General features: G+C 40.2%; 20 protein-coding genes. 17 read left to right on the top strand and 3 right to left on the bottom strand.

Features of this window, described 5'->3' with window-relative positions; all coding sequences use genetic code 11:
• Positions 1 to 186: 186 nt before the first annotated feature.
• The 5 genes from F968_RS14110 (at position 187) to pgaD (ending at position 5,161) form a co-directional block, all read left to right on the top strand.
• The gene (locus F968_RS14110) at positions 187 to 717 is read left to right on the top strand and encodes a YaeQ family protein (protein WP_004794050.1); all 531 of its coding nucleotides are present in this window, start codon (positions 187 to 189) and stop codon (positions 715 to 717) included.
• A gap of 87 nt (positions 718 to 804) precedes the next feature.
• Positions 805 to 1,143: an FKBP-type peptidyl-prolyl cis-trans isomerase gene (locus F968_RS14105; RefSeq protein WP_002117532.1), complete on the top strand. Its 339-nt coding sequence runs from the start codon at positions 805 to 807 to the stop codon at positions 1,141 to 1,143.
• 244 nt (positions 1,144 to 1,387) lie between these two features.
• On the top strand, positions 1,388 to 3,382 hold the full coding sequence (pgaB, locus tag F968_RS14100) for a poly-beta-1,6-N-acetyl-D-glucosamine N-deacetylase PgaB (protein WP_004794049.1): 1,995 nt from the start codon (positions 1,388 to 1,390) through the stop codon (positions 3,380 to 3,382).
• Positions 3,383 to 3,395: 13 nt separating this feature from the next.
• A complete protein-coding gene (pgaC, locus tag F968_RS14095) occupies positions 3,396 to 4,652 on the top strand; it encodes a poly-beta-1,6-N-acetyl-D-glucosamine synthase (RefSeq protein WP_004794047.1) in 1,257 nt (418 codons plus the stop codon).
• Between the two features lie 89 nt (positions 4,653 to 4,741).
• On the top strand, positions 4,742 to 5,161 hold the full coding sequence (pgaD, locus tag F968_RS14090; RefSeq protein WP_004794046.1) for a poly-beta-1,6-N-acetyl-D-glucosamine biosynthesis protein PgaD: 420 nt from the start codon (positions 4,742 to 4,744) through the stop codon (positions 5,159 to 5,161).
• A gap of 109 nt (positions 5,162 to 5,270) precedes the next feature.
• Here pgaD and F968_RS14085 read toward each other — a convergent pair whose 3' ends face one another.
• Both F968_RS14085 and F968_RS14080 read right to left on the bottom strand, forming a co-directional pair.
• Entirely contained in the window at positions 5,271 to 6,059 is a 789-nt protein-coding gene (locus F968_RS14085; RefSeq protein WP_004794045.1) for a crotonase/enoyl-CoA hydratase family protein, read from the bottom strand.
• 197 nt (positions 6,060 to 6,256) lie between these two features.
• Positions 6,257 to 7,201: a DMT family transporter gene (locus tag F968_RS14080; RefSeq protein ID WP_004794044.1), complete on the bottom strand. Its 945-nt coding sequence runs from the start codon at positions 7,199 to 7,201 to the stop codon at positions 6,257 to 6,259.
• Between the two features lie 407 nt (positions 7,202 to 7,608).
• Here F968_RS14080 and pnuC point away from each other — a divergent pair, with 407 nt between their 5' ends.
• Positions 7,609 to 8,190 carry a nicotinamide riboside transporter PnuC gene (pnuC, locus tag F968_RS14075; RefSeq protein WP_004794040.1) on the top strand — a complete coding sequence of 194 codons (582 nt, stop codon included), beginning with the start codon at positions 7,609 to 7,611 and terminating at the stop codon, positions 8,188 to 8,190.
• A 14-nt stretch (positions 8,191 to 8,204) separates the two neighbouring features.
• The gene (locus tag F968_RS14070) at positions 8,205 to 8,504 is read left to right on the top strand and encodes a hypothetical protein (RefSeq protein ID WP_004794039.1); all 300 of its coding nucleotides are present in this window, start codon (positions 8,205 to 8,207) and stop codon (positions 8,502 to 8,504) included.
• Positions 8,505 to 8,550: 46 nt separating this feature from the next.
• On the opposite strand, the gene F968_RS14065 is transcribed toward F968_RS14070, so the two are convergent.
• On the bottom strand, positions 8,551 to 9,363 hold the full coding sequence (locus F968_RS14065) for an IclR family transcriptional regulator (RefSeq protein WP_004794038.1): 813 nt from the start codon (positions 9,361 to 9,363) through the stop codon (positions 8,551 to 8,553).
• Positions 9,364 to 9,636: 273 nt separating this feature from the next.
• Here F968_RS14065 and F968_RS14060 point away from each other — a divergent pair, with 273 nt between their 5' ends.
• Genes F968_RS14060 through F968_RS14015 form a run of 10 tightly spaced genes read left to right on the top strand, consistent with a single transcriptional unit; the run spans position 9,637 to position 17,773 of the window.
• The gene (locus tag F968_RS14060) at positions 9,637 to 9,942 is read left to right on the top strand and encodes a non-heme iron oxygenase ferredoxin subunit (protein ID WP_004794037.1); all 306 of its coding nucleotides are present in this window, start codon (positions 9,637 to 9,639) and stop codon (positions 9,940 to 9,942) included.
• Between the two features lie 27 nt (positions 9,943 to 9,969).
• Positions 9,970 to 10,269, top strand: coding sequence for a recombinase-like helix-turn-helix domain-containing protein (locus tag F968_RS14055; protein ID WP_004794036.1), 300 nt, complete (start codon positions 9,970 to 9,972; stop codon positions 10,267 to 10,269).
• 16 nt (positions 10,270 to 10,285) lie between these two features.
• Complete coding sequence (locus tag F968_RS14050; RefSeq protein ID WP_004794035.1) at positions 10,286 to 11,353, top strand: aromatic ring-hydroxylating oxygenase subunit alpha; 1,068 nt, start codon at positions 10,286 to 10,288, stop codon at positions 11,351 to 11,353.
• A complete protein-coding gene (locus F968_RS14045) occupies positions 11,346 to 12,110 on the top strand; it encodes an SDR family oxidoreductase (RefSeq protein ID WP_004794034.1) in 765 nt (254 codons plus the stop codon). The genes F968_RS14050 and F968_RS14045 overlap by 8 nt, the downstream gene beginning before the upstream one ends.
• Positions 12,111 to 12,121: 11 nt before the next feature.
• Entirely contained in the window at positions 12,122 to 13,051 is a 930-nt protein-coding gene (locus F968_RS14040; RefSeq protein ID WP_004794032.1) for a VOC family protein, read from the top strand.
• Positions 13,052 to 13,079: 28 nt separating this feature from the next.
• Positions 13,080 to 14,291: an NAD(P)/FAD-dependent oxidoreductase gene (locus F968_RS14035; RefSeq protein WP_004794031.1), complete on the top strand. Its 1,212-nt coding sequence runs from the start codon at positions 13,080 to 13,082 to the stop codon at positions 14,289 to 14,291.
• Positions 14,292 to 14,333: 42 nt separating this feature from the next.
• Entirely contained in the window at positions 14,334 to 15,557 is a 1,224-nt protein-coding gene (locus tag F968_RS14030; RefSeq protein ID WP_004794029.1) for an MFS transporter, read from the top strand.
• A gap of 23 nt (positions 15,558 to 15,580) precedes the next feature.
• Positions 15,581 to 16,102 (top strand): cupin domain-containing protein, encoded by a 522-nt coding sequence (locus F968_RS14025; protein ID WP_004794027.1) that lies wholly within the window; start codon positions 15,581 to 15,583, stop codon positions 16,100 to 16,102.
• Positions 16,103 to 16,138: 36 nt separating this feature from the next.
• Positions 16,139 to 16,963: an alpha/beta fold hydrolase gene (locus tag F968_RS14020; RefSeq protein ID WP_004794025.1), complete on the top strand. Its 825-nt coding sequence runs from the start codon at positions 16,139 to 16,141 to the stop codon at positions 16,961 to 16,963.
• 15 nt (positions 16,964 to 16,978) lie between these two features.
• Positions 16,979 to 17,773, top strand: coding sequence for an SDR family oxidoreductase (locus tag F968_RS14015; RefSeq protein ID WP_000009973.1), 795 nt, complete (start codon positions 16,979 to 16,981; stop codon positions 17,771 to 17,773).
• Positions 17,774 to 17,782 lie beyond the last annotated feature (9 nt).

Below are 17,782 nucleotides of genomic sequence, written 5' to 3'. Positions count from 1 at the left end.
GTCATCAATTTTAGCAAGAGGAGAATATTTCTCTTTCAAGCAAAAAGCCGGCCAACTCTAAAGCAAGCAAAGCGTTTTGGAAGAATATGCAAATTTCCAATGACTATGCGGTGGATTGCTTAGTTTTTTTATAATTTTTACCTAAAATCGAGTATCCTTAGCGCCAAATTTTGGAACATATTAATCATGGCGCTTAAAGCAACAATTTATAAGGCAGACTTGAATATTGCCAATATGGATGACCATATTTATGGTGATTATCAACTGACACTTGCCTTGCATCCTTCGGAAACTTTAGAACGTTTAATGGTTCGTTTGATGGCTTTTGCCCGTTTCGCAAGTGATGAGCTTGAGTTTACTAAAGATCTTTTTGAAACTGACGAACCAGCGTTATGGCAAAAAGATTTAACAGGTCAGTTAGAAGCATGGATTGAAGTGGGTCTACCGTCTGAAGATAAAGTCAAAAAAGCCAGTTCGCGCTGTAAAACAGTTGCAGTTGTTGTCTATGGCACACAAGTTGAAGACTGGTGGAAGCGAAACAGTAAAATTAAAACCTTAAGTAACGTTCAGGTGTGGCAAATTGCTCCTCAAAGTACAGCCGAGCTTGAACAGCTCTGTGAACGTACGATGCAACTACAATTAAATGTGATGGACAACGAGTGGACGCTTTTAGGTGAAAAGGGTCAGGCAAATGTTGTTTGGACACAGTTACAGTAATTTAGAAAAGCGCAACAAATTCTACAGATTCAGTTGGTACACTAAGTACTAATTGCGATTTTAGAAATTCAGTTTAAGGGTTAAACCATGTCAAATGAATTAGAAATTATCGATTTAAAAGTAGGTGAAGGCAAAGAAGCGGTTAAAGGTGCTTTGATTACAACTCACTATACAGGTTGGTTAGAAGACGGTACCAAATTCGACTCTTCAATTGACCGCGGTAACTATTTTGAATGCGTGATTGGTACAGGCCGTGTAATTAAAGGCTGGGACCAAGGCATTATGGGAATGAAAGTTGGTGGCAAGCGTAAGTTAATCGTGCCTGCTCATTTAGCTTATGGCGAGCGTAAAATGGGTAAGATTATTCCAGCGAATTCTAATTTAATTTTTGAAATTGAATTATTCGATGTCAAAACTCGTGACTAGTGAAAAACTGAAAGCCCTTTAGGGGGCTTTCTTGTTTATATGAGCTTTAAATATAAATACATTATTAATTTATATTTTAGCTTTTTGAATATTTAAGATTATTTTCAGATTATTTGATTATAAATGCTGACTGAAAAACTGTTCATTTGTGAGCAGTGTGATATTAAGACCAACTTTCAAAAAGTTTGTGCCCTAACATCAAATTTCACATAAGTAATCTATATTGTTATTGAGACGCTATTTCATGATTATCCGCTTTGCATCTCCTTTGTTGAACATATCACTTGGCTTGGCCTTGGCAGGTTTGTCAGGCATGGCATTAGCCAAACCACCTAAACTGGACGCTTCAACACTCACGGTGATTGGTTATCATGAAATTACCGATACTAAAAATGCGTTAATTCCTCAATATGCAGTGACGACTCAACAATTTACGCAGCACGTTGAGTGGCTACAGAAAAACGGGTTCCATTTTATTACGGTTGATCAGTTGATCCGTGCTCATCAGGGCAAATTTCAACTGCCTACAAAACCGGTTTTATTAACTGTAGATGACGGTTATCAGTCTTTTTATCAAAATGCTTATCCAGTTCTTAAAGCTAAAAAGATTCCGGTTGTTTTGGCTGTAGTGGGTTCATGGTTAGAACCAAAAGCTGGCCAAAAAGTAGATTTTTCAGGGGAAGAAATTCCACGTGATAAAATCTTAAGCTGGAATGAACTTAAAGAGATGCAAGATAGTGGTTTTGTAGAAATCGCTAATCATAGCTATCATTTGCATCGTGGTATTACAGGTAACCCGCAAGGTAACTCTGAACCTGCTGCAACGACTCGTTTTTATGATGTTAAAACTCAAACTTATGAAAACGATAAACAATATCAGGCACGAATCTATGACGACCTGAAAAAGAATAATGACTTATTAAAAGCGCATGGCTTACGTTCGCCACGTGTTATGGTGTGGCCATACGGTCGCTATAATATGCAAACTGTCCAAATTGCAAAAAAATTGGGTATGCCAGTGACCATTACGCTTGATGATGGGGCAGACCATGCAAAACAATCTCTACAAAATATGAGCCGTATTTTGGTAGAAGGCGGAATGACAACTGATGATTTGGCTCAAGAAATTAAAAACCGTGAATTAAATTTAACGGATAATAATCGTCCGCAAAAAATCATGCATATCGATTTGGACTATATTTATGATCCAGACCCGAAACAACAAGAGCGTAATTTAGGACACTTGTTAGATCGAATTAATGGCATGGGTGTAAATACAGTTTATTTACAGGCATTTTCAGATCCAGATGCGAATGGTTCTGCGGATATGGTCTATTTCCCAAATCGTCATATTCCTATGCGTGCAGACTTGTTTAACCGTGTTGCATGGCAAATTCAAACGCGCACTCCTGTAAGCCGTATTTATGCGTGGATGCCGTTATTGGCGTGGGAACTACCAAAAACTGATCCTGTTTCTAAAGACTTGGTGGTGACTCAGCAGGAAAAGGCGGGTGAACATCTTAATATGGGTTATATCCGTTTAAGTCCGTTCTCAGCCGATGCACGTCAAACGGTTCGTGAAATTTATCAGGACTTGGCTAAGTCAGCTTCGTTCAATGGAATTTTATTCCACGATGATGTCACCTTATCTGATTATGAAGATGCAAGCCCTGATGCTTTAAAAGCCTACGCAAAACAAGGTTTGCCAACAGATTTAGCAAAAATTCGTGAGAACGATCAAGACTTGCAGAAATGGACTGCATATAAGACAAAATATTTAGATGATTTTGCAATGCAACTCGTTGATGACGTGAGACAATATGAGCCGTTCTTGGTGACTGCACGTAACTTATATGCGCAGGTGGCTTTAAAACCATATGCAGAAAACTGGTATTCACAATCGCTTGAAGAGTCATTAAAGCATTATGATTTTACAGCTATTATGGCAATGCCTTATATGGAGCAGGTCGATAATTCAGATCAGTTCTATAAAGACATGATTGATCGCGTGAAACAATATCCTAATGGCCTCAAGAAAACTGTTTTTGAATTACAGGCCACCGACTGGCGTAAAAATGAAAAGGTACCTTCAACTGAAATGGCAGCAACAATTCATTCACTGTATCAGCAAGGTGTAATGCATGTCGGATATTACCCTGATGACCCAATCAAAGATCACCCGGATGTTGACGTAATGCATAAAGCATTTGCTGAAAAATCATCTCGTCTTGTGCCGTAGTCGAGGCTGAAACATGACAATCTTTGCTGCAATATGGTCGCATGCCTTAAAATTCGTTTTTTACTATCCATTATTCATGTCGTATTTATGGATGATGGGTGCGATCATTTTCTATTGGAGAGAACGTCAGGCTCCGCCTTATGATCAACCCGCTCCATTGGAAAGTTATCCAAAAGTCGCTGTATTAGTTCCTTGTTTTAATGAAGGGGATAATGCAGAGGAAACCATTAGTCATGCTTTAAAACTGGACTATCCTCATTTTGAAGTCATCGCGATTAATGATGGCAGCTCAGATAATACAGGTGAAGTACTTGATCGTTTAGCAGAACAACATGAAAAATTGCGTGTTGTTCATTTGGCGCAAAACCAAGGTAAAGCCATGGGGTTGCAAGCCGGAAGCTTAATGACCGATGCCGAGTTTTTAATTGGTATTGATGGTGATGCTTTACTTGATCCACATGCAGCAAAGTGGATGATTCGTCATTTCCTTGAAAATCCAACGGTTGCAGCTGTTACTGGAAACCCGCGCATTCGTACTCGCTCAACTTTGTTAGGGCGTATTCAGGTTGGTGAGTTTTCTTCGATTGTGGGCATGATTAAACGTGCACAGCGTACCTTCGGTCGCTTGTTTACCGTGTCGGGTGTAATTACGGCTTTTCGTAAAAGTGCCGTTCACCAAGTCGATTATTGGTCACCAAATATGTTGACTGAAGATATCGATATTACTTGGAAATTACAGCGTGCAGGTTGGGATATTGAGTTTGAACCGAATGCTTTGGTTTGGATTTTAATGCCGGAAACCCTCAATGGGTTGTGGAAACAACGTTTACGTTGGGCAATGGGTGGCGCACAAGTATTAATTAAAAATATTGATGTGTTCACTAAACCAAAATTGAATTTTTTATGGCCGTTAATGTTTGAGCTTTGCTTAACTTTAGTCTGGTCATATTTAATGCTAGCGATGGCTTTGTTGTGGTTGGTACATTTTATTTTACCAGTTCCTGCATTAGCTGTTGTGAGCTCCCCATTTTTACCGTATGGTACCGGTATTTTATTGGGGGCAACCTGTCTAATTCAGTTTGCTTTAAGCAAATGGATGGATAGTCGTTATGAACCGCATCTAGGAAAAAACTATTTCTGGATGATCTGGTATCCATTGGTCTTTTGGCTAATCACTATTTCAGCAACCATTGTGGCATTTCCAAAAGTCTTACGACGTGGAGATGAGAAACGAGCACGTTGGGTGAGCCCGGATCGGGGCATTCGCTAGAATGAAATGCAAGAGTCATGAGATTTTAAAGATCGTGCTGTATTGATGTCTGGGGAAAAACCACAGCACTTCGTTAGGTAAAGAGAGAAATGAAGACAAATTCGTTGATTATTGATTTACGCCGTCAATTACCATGGCATAAACGCTATGCTTCTACAACAAGCACAGCCATGATGTGGGCGGTTTGGTTGTTGTTGTGGCGTCCGTTCGTGTTTGTATGGCTATTGGTTGAACTACAAAAAACTCATTTGGTACACCGTTTATTTAGTGCCTTTGGTGTAGGAATTGAACATGGCCTTACCGCATTAATTGCTTGTGCAATTTGCTTATTGTTATGGAGCCATTTACTACCAGAGCGCCGTGTCGGTGGCAGTGCACTTAAAGCAAAACAGACTGATGATTATGCGCGTTACTTCGATTTACCTGAACATGAAATTGAGCAGGGGCGTAGCCAAAAAATTACAGTCGTTCACCACGATGAATTAGGTAAAATCGTTAGAGTCGAATAAGCTTTATCAATAAAATAAGGCCCACTTTAAGTGGGCTTTATTTTTTTTCTAGGCTCATTTAGGTGGAACTATAGGTTTTAAGCTGTAGAGCGCAAAGTTTGAAAAGGTATTATTTACCTTTAAAAACCGGAGGCCTTTTTTGCAACATAGCAAAGACTCCTTCTTGTACATCTTCTGTGGTGAGTAAAGGCTGAAGATGGCCCTGTAATTGTCTAAAAGCAGTTTCATAACCTTCATTCATAGCTTCACGGGCAGAGGCGAGAGTGGCTTTTACAGCAAGTGGTGCAGCTTGAGCGATATGTTCAGCCAGTTCTATTGCACGGTTGATTTGAGTACCTTCTGGGCATATCTCTGTAATCAGGTTCATATCAAAGGCAGCTTTTGCATCAAAAGAGTCACCGGTGAGTAAATAGCGCATGGCTTTGGCCCAACCCGCAGTTTGAGTAAAGCGTGCAGTTGCTCCACCAAAAGGTAAGATGCCACGTTGAACTTCCATTTGCGCAAACTGAGTATTTTCACTTGCTAAAGCAATGTCTGCGTTAAGAAATAGTTCTATACCAGCGGTATAACAATAGCCTTGTACTGCAACAATCAAAGGTTTACTCAGTTTTTGCCCAACTGTACCCCATGGGTTAATCTCATCATCTTTAAAATCAAAAACACCCGTAGCAAGTTTAGGCTGTAACTCAACTAAATCTAAACCAGCCGTAAAATGGTCGCCATGAGCAAAGATAATTACACAGCGTAGGGCATCATTATTTTCATATTCTGTCAGGGCTTGAGATAGGTCTTTGATCATGTGGCTGTCAAAGGCATTGCGTTTTGCTGCTCGATCTAGACCAATTAAAAAAATATGACCGCGAGTTTCACGGCTGACTTTTCCTGCTTGATTTGACATTTTTCCGATGTCCTTTATTTATCTTTAATAAGTTTTTAAACGATCGTTTAAAAACTATCAAATACAATTTATTGAATACTTAGTAAGCAAAAAATAAGAGATGATAGAAATAAAAAATAAGTTCTTACTTTATGGTGAATGTTGCCAATAATACTTAAAAGTAAAACCTGACAAATAAATTGTCAGGTTTTAAAAAATTATGCAGAGCGCCGTGAATACATCACTAGTCCTAGGCATAACATGGTTAAACCTAAAATGAGATGTGAGCTGAGCTGTTCATGGTTGAACCATGTTCCCCAAAATGTAGCTAAGACTGGGGTGATAATGGTAATAAGGAGCACAGTCGTCGGTTGTAGTATCTTAATGAGTTGATAATAAAAAATCATGGCAAGCACCGATGAAAAAACTGCGCTGTAGAGTACTGCTAGCGAAATTTTCAGACTTGGAAATTCAGTGGGAAGATGTGACCAAAAGAAAGGTAACAAACATACATAACCTAACCATGAGACAAGGGTAGCACCTGTCATTTGTGTAATGGGTGGGATATGTGCTCCGACAGATTTCACGGCGAACGTTGACAAGACATAAAACAGCATCGCAATCAGTTCTAACATAATACCGATGCGGTTGAGCTGAAAACCTGATGAAGACAGTCCTAAAGTAAAACTCATTCCGACAAGAGCAATACCGAGTCCGAGCCATTGCCATACTGAAAATCGTTCGCGTCCTAATAAAAAGGAGCTAATCAGTCCAGATACCAACGGAGAGGTGCCGTAAATAATTGAAATAATAGCAGAGGGAACTTTATCTGCACCCATGTAGCAAAAGGCCATAGAGCCAAATAAGCCAATGGCTCCAGCACAATAACTTAAAACAGCTTTTTTACTAAAGATGAGCTTTAAGCGAAAAAATCTTAGACACAGCAAGGCGATTGGAATGGCCAAACTGAATCGAATAAATAATCCCCATGCCCAGTGAATTTCTTGTACTGTCCAGACAGCCGCGAGTGGAGTAAGCGACCAAATAATGACGACAGCAATAAATTGGCCGGCTGTAGCAAGGCGAGTCGGAGATGAAGATAATGCTACAGCCGGCTGAATCTGCGGGGTGGATATACTCTGTTGTTCAAATAATGGCTTCATATAAAGCTCCAGAAAGTTTGTTCTTTGGTGTTTTAAAAGGGCATAAAAAAAGCCGCGTTTTATGGCGGCTTGTCATGAAAATCAGGGGATATATTAGAAATTAAATATCTCGACTTTCGCATCTAAAGCGCCAAATTGTCCAAAATTAGGATGTCGCCAATTGACCACATAGAACTTAATCTTTGGGGCGTATAATTGACGCGCTAGACAGTATTGGGCTTTAGATAAAAACATGATAAGTATATTAAAAATACAGATGTAATTTTTATAACATAGAAATAGAAAAGTACAAATTATATTCAAACAGAAACCATAGATTTTTTGATTATATTAAATTAGTAGTTTGCTTAACTTCATATTTTTCTCATAATACCTCGTCAAATTGATCTCAATAAGCAGCTGTTTTTATGTCACCTCTAGAAATTTTCGCGGTCTTGATTAGCCTGATTGGAGTCGGATTAACTGTCATCCGTAATATGTGGTGTTGGCTGTTTAATTTCTTTGCCTTTGTTTTATATGCCTATTTGTTTTACGAATTTAAGCTATATGGCGAAACAATTTTGCAGTTCTTTTTTATGGTCGTAAATTTTTATGGCTTTTACTACTGGCTTAAGGGAAAACAGCAAGATCACGACATTCGAATTGAACCAATTAGAGTTCAAACCGCTATCATTCAAATGGTTATTGCCGCGGTAGGTGGTTTACTGTTTGGTTTAATTCTTAAAAACTTTACCGATGCAGCAGTACCAATGCTTGACTCACAGCTTGCAGCATTTAGTTTGCTCGCAACGTATTGGACCAGTCGAAAGCATATTGCGACTTGGATACTTTGGGTATTTGTCGATATTATTTATGTCGGGATGTTTATCTATAAAGATTTATTTTTAACAGCCGCTTTGTATGCAGCATTTGTATTGATGGCAGCTTATGGTTGGTATCAATGGGAAAAGGTTAAAAAGAAACAGCTTTTGGCCTCAAACCAGCTTTAATTTGGAGAGCGATCATGCTGTTAAGCTTAGATGTTTATAAACAACAACAGTTTGATCAAATTGCTGCAAAAATAATGGCAGAGCCAAAACAGTATTGTGAATTTAATTCTGTATCAGATTTTTATAACGCTGCATGGCTTAAGGATTTTCCACAAGGCAGCCAGATTTCTGCCACTGGCTTAGATGATGGTGCTGAAGAGTTTTATGCAATTATTAAGTTTAAAAAGCAGTATGTAAAGTTTGATATTAAAGAGCATCATTCGATACTTGTTTTTCAGGATATGAATGGGAAAGTATTTGAAAGTAACTTCTAATTTATAAAATAAACTTTCATAAAAAAGCGACTTAACGTCGCTTTTTTTAATAAATAAATTTGGAAATTTTATTTGCGGTTTCAATTACGAGACTTGCGATATCTTCTTTGAATGTTCTTTCATCATACGTCGTAATTGGGCAACTTACAGAAATAACAGCAACCATTTTACCATTTGACTGTTTAAAAATAGGTGCCGCACAGGCTGCCATATCATGATTATAATGACCCCAACTCACCATGGTTTTTTGAGTTTTTACGTACGACAGCCTTTGCAATAAAGCTTTTAAATTGGTTGGCGTCAGGTCAGAGAAACTGTCCCAATCGCTAAAGTTACGGTAACGCTGACGTACTTCTGTTTCAGGTAAATCAGACAATAACATTTGACCAATCACAGTGGCATGAGCTGGCCAGCGAGTCCCTAAGCTAATGTTGCTCGTGAAGGTTCCCATCGACTGAATGTTATTTACAAAGACAATATGAGTGCCTTCTAAAATTGAAAGGTGTACCGCAAGTTTGGTCTGGTCACGTAGTTCTTTCATTAATGGTGTCGATAAATCGAGTAATGAAAGTTTAGATAAACTGTTAAACCCAAGCTCCATGACTTTGGAATCGAGAGCATAAGTTTTTTGAGATGCTTTTCTTAAATAGCCACAAGATTCGAGTGTATAGATCAGACGAAATGCACTAGAACGGTTCACTTCTAAAATTTCAGCAATTTCTGTAATGGTCATTTCTTGCGCTTGTTGGTTAAATGCTTGCAAGATAGCTAAACCCCGCACAAGTCCGGGTACTAAATATCGATCATCATTTTTTGTTGTTTCTGATTCTTGAGAATCTTCTTCAATCGCTAGGCTCATTCGTGTCTTTTTCCTATAAATAAAACAAGGTTCAATTTGGGGCATGCTGCTTTATTTTATAACTATTGTAATTGTTAAAAATGCATAAAACAATTTTTATATTTAAAACTTTGTTTCCTTCTTGAAACGTAACAAAATATTTAAAATTTACTAAATAAATGAATTTTATATTTATTTTTACTTTGACAAAAAATGATCAAGGGGATTATGCTTAGCTTGTGTTTTGAAAATCAAATTATGTTTTGTATATAAAACAAAATGAGGATGCAAGGTATGAGTTGGATCTCAGTTTGTCAGCAGGGTGACATTAGCGAAGATGAGCCGAAAGCCATCGAAATTGAAGGAAAGAAAATAGGCGTATTTTTCGTCGATGAAAATTACTTTGCTATCGAAAATGTTTGCCCTCATGCGTATGCCTTATTAACCGAAGGATTTATCGAAGATCAAACTGTTGAATGTCCATTGCACGAAGCAATTTTTGACATTCAGACAGGTGAGCTAAAAAGTGGACCCGGGTGTAGAAACCTATGTACTTACCCAGTTCGTGTTGAAGGACAGGATATTCAAATTCAACTCTAGTCCTCTCATGTACAAGGAAGCAGAACAATGAAGACATTTAATGAAAAGTTGGCAAGCTGGATTCATGCAACGCCAGCAACCGAAGCAGGCATCAACAATATTCAAGTTCCAGGTCAATCTGAATTGTTGGTTTGGCAAACACGTTATAAAGAACCAACCCTATACGAACAAGATTTTGTAAAGAACTTGATTCAGGCATTTTCTGCGGGCGCAACAGAGTTAGGTGACGTTGTTTCTGCACTTAATCAGCAGGGTTTCCGCTGTGAATCTGGTGATGAATGGACTTCTGCAAGCTTTACAGAAGAAATGCAACGTTTAGGTTATTGATTCAGGGAAGAATAAAATGAACGCAATCGTATCAACTTCACAAAGCGCTGAAGAATATTTAGAACTTGGTTTACGTGACCAATGGCATCCGGTTTTAGCAAGTTGGGAAGTCGCGGCTAATCCAGTCGGGATTACCCGTTTAGGCGAAAACATTGTGGTTTGGCGTGATTCTGAAGGTCAGGTTCATGCACTTGAAGATCGCTGTCCACACCGTGGTGCACGTCTTTCACTTGGTTGGAACTTAGGCGACCGAGTGGCTTGTTGGTATCACGGTGTTGAAGTTCGTGCTGATGGTGTGGTTGCTGATGTGCCAGCCGTTCATGAATGTCCAATGACTGGAACTAAATGCTTAAAGAACTACCCAGTAATTGAGCAACATGGTGCAATTTTCATTTGGTTTGGTATTGATGCAAATGAACAACCAGCACCGCTTGAGTTTCCAGAGCAACTCGCAAGTGAAGAGTGGAGTGCATTCCTTTGCCAAGCAGACTGGAAAGTAAACCATCAATACGCGATTGATAATGTGATGGACCCAATGCATGGGACCTATTTACACGCGACATCCCACTCGATGGCAGATGGTGAACGTACTGCAGAGATGAAGCACCGCACCACCGATAATGGCTTTGTTTTTGAAAAAGAAGGTCAAACAGGTGTGAACTTTGACTGGGTTGAATATGGTTCAACAGGTGCAAGCTGGTTACGTCTTTCAATTCCATACCGCAAACAATTTGGCCCAGGTGGCGAATTCTGGATTGTAGGTTATGCAACGCCAATTGATGCCAATAATACTCGCGTATTTTTCTGGCGCTGCCGTAAGGTGAGTGGCTGGCAGCGTAATGTATGGCGTTTCTTATATCGCAATCATTTAGAACAGTTGCATTGGGATGTATTGGAACAAGATCGCATTATTTTAGAAAACCTTGCGCCCAATGCGCGTGAAAAAGAGTTCCTCTATCAACACGATGTTGGCCTTGCACGTTTACGCCGTTTAATGAAGAAAGAAGCTGAGAAGCAATTAAAGAAAATTGCTGCGCTAAATGCATCAAACCGTATCGAGATGCAGGAAGAAGCTCATGGCTAATGTAGCGTTGTTGCAAGGCAAAAAAGTTTTAGTGACTGGTGCTGCGCGTGGTTTAGGCCGAGATTTTGCTCAAGCCATTGCCGAGGCTGGTGCTGAAGTTGTTATGGCAGATATTTTATCTGACTTGGTACAACAAGAAGCACAAGCTTTACAGAAACAAGGGTTAAACGTTCATGCTGTCACCGTTGACCTTGCCAATGCAGACTCTATTGAAAATGCGGTTGCAAAAAGCGTGGACATTTTACAAGGACTAGATGGCCTTGTGAACTGTGCAGCGCTGGCAACCAATGTTGGTGGAAAAAATATGATTGATTATGATCCTGAACTTTGGGATCGGGTCATGAATATTAATGTGAAAGGCACATGGCTAATCAGTAAGGCATGCGTTCCCCATCTAAAACAATCGGCTGCGGGCAAGATTATTAATGTTGCTTCCGATACAGCACTTTGGGGCGCACCGAACTTGATGGCTTATGTGGCAAGTAAAGGTGCAATTCTTGCCATGACACGTTCAATGGCAAGAGAGTTGGGGCAGTTCAATATCTGTGTCAACACATTGTCGCCGGGGTTAACTTTGGTTGAAGCAACCGAGTACGTGCCACAGGAACGTCACGATTTATATGTGAATGGAAGAGCGATTCAACGTCAGCAACTTCCACAAGATTTAAATGGAACAGCATTGTATCTACTGTCGGATTTGTCCTCTTTTGTGACAGGTCAAAATATTCCGGTCAATGGCGGTTTTGTCTTTAACTAAGGAGTAGTCAAATGATTACAGGGATCGAGATTTTAAAGTTTGGAGTTGAGGATAGAGCCGCTTCAAACAAGTTTTTAGCAGATTTTGGTTTAAGCCAAAGTACTTCAGATATTGAAGGCGCTGATCTTTACCAGACTCAAAACGGTAGCAAAATTTATTTATTTAATTGTGATGATGACCGTTTGCCTGCTGCCATTGAACAAGGTTCAACTTTACGTGAAGTCACGTGGGGTGTTGAAAGTACTCAAGACCTCGAAGACTTGGCAGCACGTTTGGCTGATGTAGAAGGTTTTAAACGTTCTGAAAGTACAGTTCAGTGTCTTGACCCAAATGGCATGACCATTCGTTTTCAACAAAGTTTTGTAAAAGAGGTACCAGAACTTAAAACGGAAGGTATTAATCAATACGGCAACATTCAACGTGTGAATGCAGCAAGTCCTGTCTATGAAAAAGGTCAACCTGTTGCGATTGGACATGTGGTGTTCTTCACACCAGATTTGGCAACAACTGAAAACTTCTATATTGAAAAAGTTGGCTTTCATTTATCGGATGCCTACAAAAATCGTGGTGCATTCTTGCGTTGCCGCGGTGAAGGTTATCACCATGATTTATTCTTGCTCAGTGTTCCAAATAAACCTGCTGGCTTAAATCACGTTGCGTTTGTTGTTCGTGATATCCATGAAGTAATTGGGGGCGGTTTAAATATGAATCGTTCGGAATGGTCAACTTTCATTGGACCGGGACGTCATCCAATTTCTTCTGCTTATTTCTGGTACGTCAACTCACCATTAGGTGGTGCATTTGAATATTACACCAACGATGATTATTTGACAGAAGAATGGCAACCTCGTGTAGAAGAACATCGTCTAGAGCTTTTCACCGAATGGGCGATTGAAGGTGGTCTTGATGACACAACCCGCCGTCAGGTGAAGCCTGTTTAACGGGTATTGCTGAACAAGGAAGATGGCTATGGAAAAGATCGTAATTGTAGGTGCCGGTCAGGCAGCGGGTTGGGCAGTAAGTACCTTACGTCAAAATGGTTATGTTGGCGAAATTCACGTGGTTTCAAATGAAAATCAAGTGTTTTATGAGCGTCCGCCACTGTCTAAGCAAGTACTTTCAAAAGAAGCAACTTATGAAAGTTTGAATCTGTTTTCTCCGGAGCAAGTTCAAGAATTCAATATTCATTGGCACAAGCCGGAAATTGCGACAAAAGTCGACCGTGAACAAAAACAGGTTCATTTAGAGAGTGGTCAGGTTTTGCCATATGACAAATTGCTGATTGCAACCGGAAGTCGTGCACGTGTGCCAGTGAATACATGGCAGTTCATTCCAAATGTTGTGACCTTACGTAATGTCTATGACTGTGAACGCTTGGCTAAAATTTTAAAGAATGCAAAGAATGTTGCTGTGATTGGTGGCGGATGGATTGGTCTTGAAATTGCTGCAACTGCACGTAAGCAAGGTAAAGAAGTTCATATTTTTGAATATGGCGACCGTTTATGTGCAAGAAGTGTGAGTCCGGAAGTTTCTGCATTTTTAAAAAATATGCACGAAACTCAAGGTACACAAATTCATTTAGACAGCAAGAGCCTTCATTTAGTTGAAGCGCCGAATCAGAAAGTTGAAGTGGTGAACCATCCTCAAAATAGCCAGTTATTTGACTGTGTTGTGGTAGGTGCAGGCGCTGAAATTGCCAAAGAGTTAGGTGTACACGCTGGTCTCGATGTGAAAGATGGAATTGTGGTGAATTGTTTTGGGCAAACTTCAGATCAAAACATTTATGCCGCAGGCGATGTCGCGATTCATCCGGGTTTGGGTTATTGCATTCAGTCTTGGGCAAATGCGCAAAATCAGGCGATTGCCGCAGCAAAATCGATGCTCGGAATTGAAACTGAATATACTGATATTCCATGGCTTTGGTCTGATCAATACCACTTCAATATCCAGATTTTAGGGACGTATCAGCCTGAAAAAACCAAAGAAGTGGTGATTCGCCAAGGTGGTGAAGATCAGGTGAGCTATTTATATCTGGACCATGAAAATCGTTTGCTCAACATGATTGCCATTAATGATTCTAAACTGGTCAAACTGGCAAAACGTTGGATGCAAGCCAACACCGTTTTAGATCCAAAACTATTAGCAGATGCTGAATTTAATGTCATGAAGTTAAAACCGTAAACATTAAATCTGGTTCTCATTACCAAATCGAAGGAATGACACATGAGTAATGAAGAAAAAAGTGGATTGAAGCATTGGGTACCTGCTTTTGTCCTTATGGTGTGTGTGGTACTGGCATTTTTCGACAAGATTAGTATTGCGGTTTTATTTTCAGATCCTCATTTTCAAAGTGCAATGGGAATTGCTGAAGATAAGGCCAAGCTTGGATGGCTCATGACAAGTTTCTTGCTTGCTTATGGTTTTTCATCGGTCTTTCTAAGCTTTTTAGGTGACATTTTTAACCCAAAGAAAATGCTGTTCTGGAGCGTAACGTCGTGGGGAATACTCATGTTTTGCATGGGGTTCACCACTAGTTATTCAGGCATGTTGGTTTTACGTGTACTGCTTGGTTTAGCAGAAGGTCCTTTATTTGCCTTGGCATACACCATTGTTAAGCAGACTTACACAGACCGTCAGCAGGCACGCGCTTCTACCATGTTCTTACTTGGAACGCCAATAGGTGCATTCCTTGGTTTCCCGATCACTGCAAATGTTTTAGCTCACCATGACTGGCACACTACTTTTTTTGTGATGGCTGCACTAACCCTGATTGCCATTTTCAGCATTGTTTTTGGTTTACGTAACTTGCAGCTCAAGAAAACTGTCGAAATTGATGGTGAGAGTAAACGTACCAATTTCAAAGGTCACATTGCCAATACTAAATTGCTCTTAAGCAACAGCGCATTCTGGTTGGTGTGTCTCTTTAACATTGCATTGATGACGTATTTGTGGGGCTTAAACAGTTGGGTTCCTTCTTATCTTATGCAAGACAAAGGATTCAATCTCAAAGAGTTTGGGATGTATTCAAGCTTTCCATTCATTGCCATGTTAATTGGCGAAATCATCGGTGCGTTCTTATCTGACAAGTTAGGCCGTCGAGCAATTCAAGTATTTAGCGGTTTATTACTCGCGGGCATCTTCATGTATGTGATGGTCATTATGACTGAGCCATTATTGATTATTGCTGCCATGTCTTTAAGCGCGATGGCGTGGGGTTTTGGAGTCGCAGCTGTATTTGCTCTGCTTGCAAGAGTGACGACCTCAAATGTAGGGGCGACTGCGGGTGGAATATTTAATGGGTTAGGTAATTTTGCAAGTGCAATTGCGCCTGTTCTTATCGGTTACATCGTGATGCAAACACACAGTTTTAATTTAGGAATTACCTTCTTGGCTGCTGTCGCTGTCATTGGGTCGTTGTTCTTGGTTCCTCTTTTAAAACGTTATTAATTCACTGTATAGGAGTTTAAAAAATGACTACACAACAATTCGAATCGTGGGCACAACCAGAAAATGCTTCATTAGAAGAGTGGTTAAACACGCGTATTGCTCGCTTTGAGACACGTAAATATGACTTCGATGCTTTGAAGTTCCAAGCAGATTACGACCCGAAATATCGCCGTGCACAAATGCGTTACATGGGTACGGGTGCAACAGGTGTTGCAAATGACGGTAACACCGTTCCGGCAGAAAACTTCACATTTTCAACCATGGTTCTGCCACCACAGTGTGAAGGCCCTTTGCACATTCACCACGATGTTGAAGAAGTTTTCTTTATGCTCCGCGGCGAAATTGATTTGTTTATTGAGCACAACGGCGAAAAATTTGAGACCCGCTTAAAAGAGCGTGACCTGATTTCAATTCCACCGGGAATTTACCGTGGTTTATTTAACCCAGGTCAAGAAGATGCCTTGATGTGTGTGATGTTGGGAACAGGTAAACCAACCATTCCGAACTATCCACCAGAGCATCCATTGTCTCAAATCAAACGTTAATTGTTTGATGAAGTGAATGAAAGGAAAGAATTAAAAATGATGACACTCATTGAAAAGTTAGCAGAATTTCCGGTGAAAACCATGACTGTTCAAGGTCAGCAACAAGCTTATCGGGAAGCTGGTCAGGGCGAGTACCTTGTGCTGTTGCATGGCATTAGTTCAGGTTCTGCTTCATGGGTGAACCAACTTGAAGTGTTGTCTCATCATTTTCATGTCATTGCCTGGGATGCACCGGGCTATGGCAAATCAGATGAACTTTTAACTGATCAACCTAATGCAACCGACTACGCAAAGCGTTTAGCTGCATTGTTTGATGTTTTAAAAATTGAAAAAGCCATTGTGGTTGGACACTCATTAGGTGCCTTACAGGCGAGTGCATTTGCTGCACTTTACCCAGAGCGAGTGGAACACTTGGTTGTCGCTAACTTAGCTCAAGGCTACCAACGCCACGATGAACAGACACAAATTCAGGTTTTTGAAAAAAGACCAAAAATGTTGAAAGAGTTAGGTGCTAAAGGCATGGCTGAAAGCCGTGGACCCCATTTGATTTATAAACAAGAGCCACAAGCCTTAGCTTTAGTTTCAGAAGTGATGCAACAGTTGACTCTACAGGGTTTTACCCATGCATCGTACTTACTTGCCTATGACGAAATACGTAATTACTTAACCCATTTAAAAGTCCCATGCACAGTCATTGCAGGGCAGCAAGATCAAATCACTCCTGCGTTAGGTATACAAGAGCTTGCTCAGGAATTGCAGTTGGAACAGCGCTTCGTCATAGAAGACGCAGGACATTTAAGTTATGTCGACCAACCGCAAGCATTTAACCAAATTATGTTGACGATTCAGGAACAATCGTAAGAGAGATTAAGGATTATGAGCTTCCAAGTTGAAGGAAAAGTTGCAGTTGTTACCGGTGGCTCATCTGGGATTGGGCTGGCTGCTGTTGAAATACTAGTTGCAGAGGGTGCAAAAGTAGCGTGGTGTGGTCGCGATGAAGAACGTTTAAATGCGTCTAAACACTATATTTTAGAAAAATTTCCGCATGCCAACATTTTTACTAAAGCATGTAATGTGTTGAAAAAAGAAGAAGTTCAGCAATTTGCCAAAGAGGTCAAACTCAATTTGGGCAATGTGGACATGCTCATTAACAATGCTGGGCAAGGCCGTGTTTCAAATTTTGAAAATACGCAAGATGAAGACTGGATGAAAGAAATCGAGCTGAAATATTTCAGTGTATTACATCCGGTACGGGCTTTTCTTGATGACTTAAAACAGTCGGCAAATGCCTCAATTACCAATGTGAACTCGTTACTGGCATTGCAACCAGAACCACACATGATTGCGACTTCATCTGCACGCGCTGCTTTATTGAATTTAACCCATTCTTTGGCGCATGAATTTACTCAATATGGTGTTCGTGTGAACTCGATTTTATTGGGTATGGTCGAATCTGCGCAGTGGAAACGCCGCTATGAAACCCGTTCAGATTTAAATCTGTCATGGGAAGAGTGGACAGGCAATATCGCAAAAAACCGCGGTATCCCAATGCAGCGTTTAGGTCGTCCAGAAGAACCTGCACGTGCTTTAGTTTTCTTGGCATCACCATTGGCATCTTACACCACAGGTTCGGCAATAGATGTCTCAGGTGGTTTTAACAAACATTTATAAATATCAGGT

The sequence above is a fragment of the Acinetobacter sp. NIPH 817 genome (genome assembly GCF_000368405.1).
Classification (GTDB): domain Bacteria; phylum Pseudomonadota; class Gammaproteobacteria; order Pseudomonadales; family Moraxellaceae; genus Acinetobacter.
Note: the sequence above shows the minus strand (reverse complement) of the source record. Positions and strands in the feature narration are given on the sequence as shown.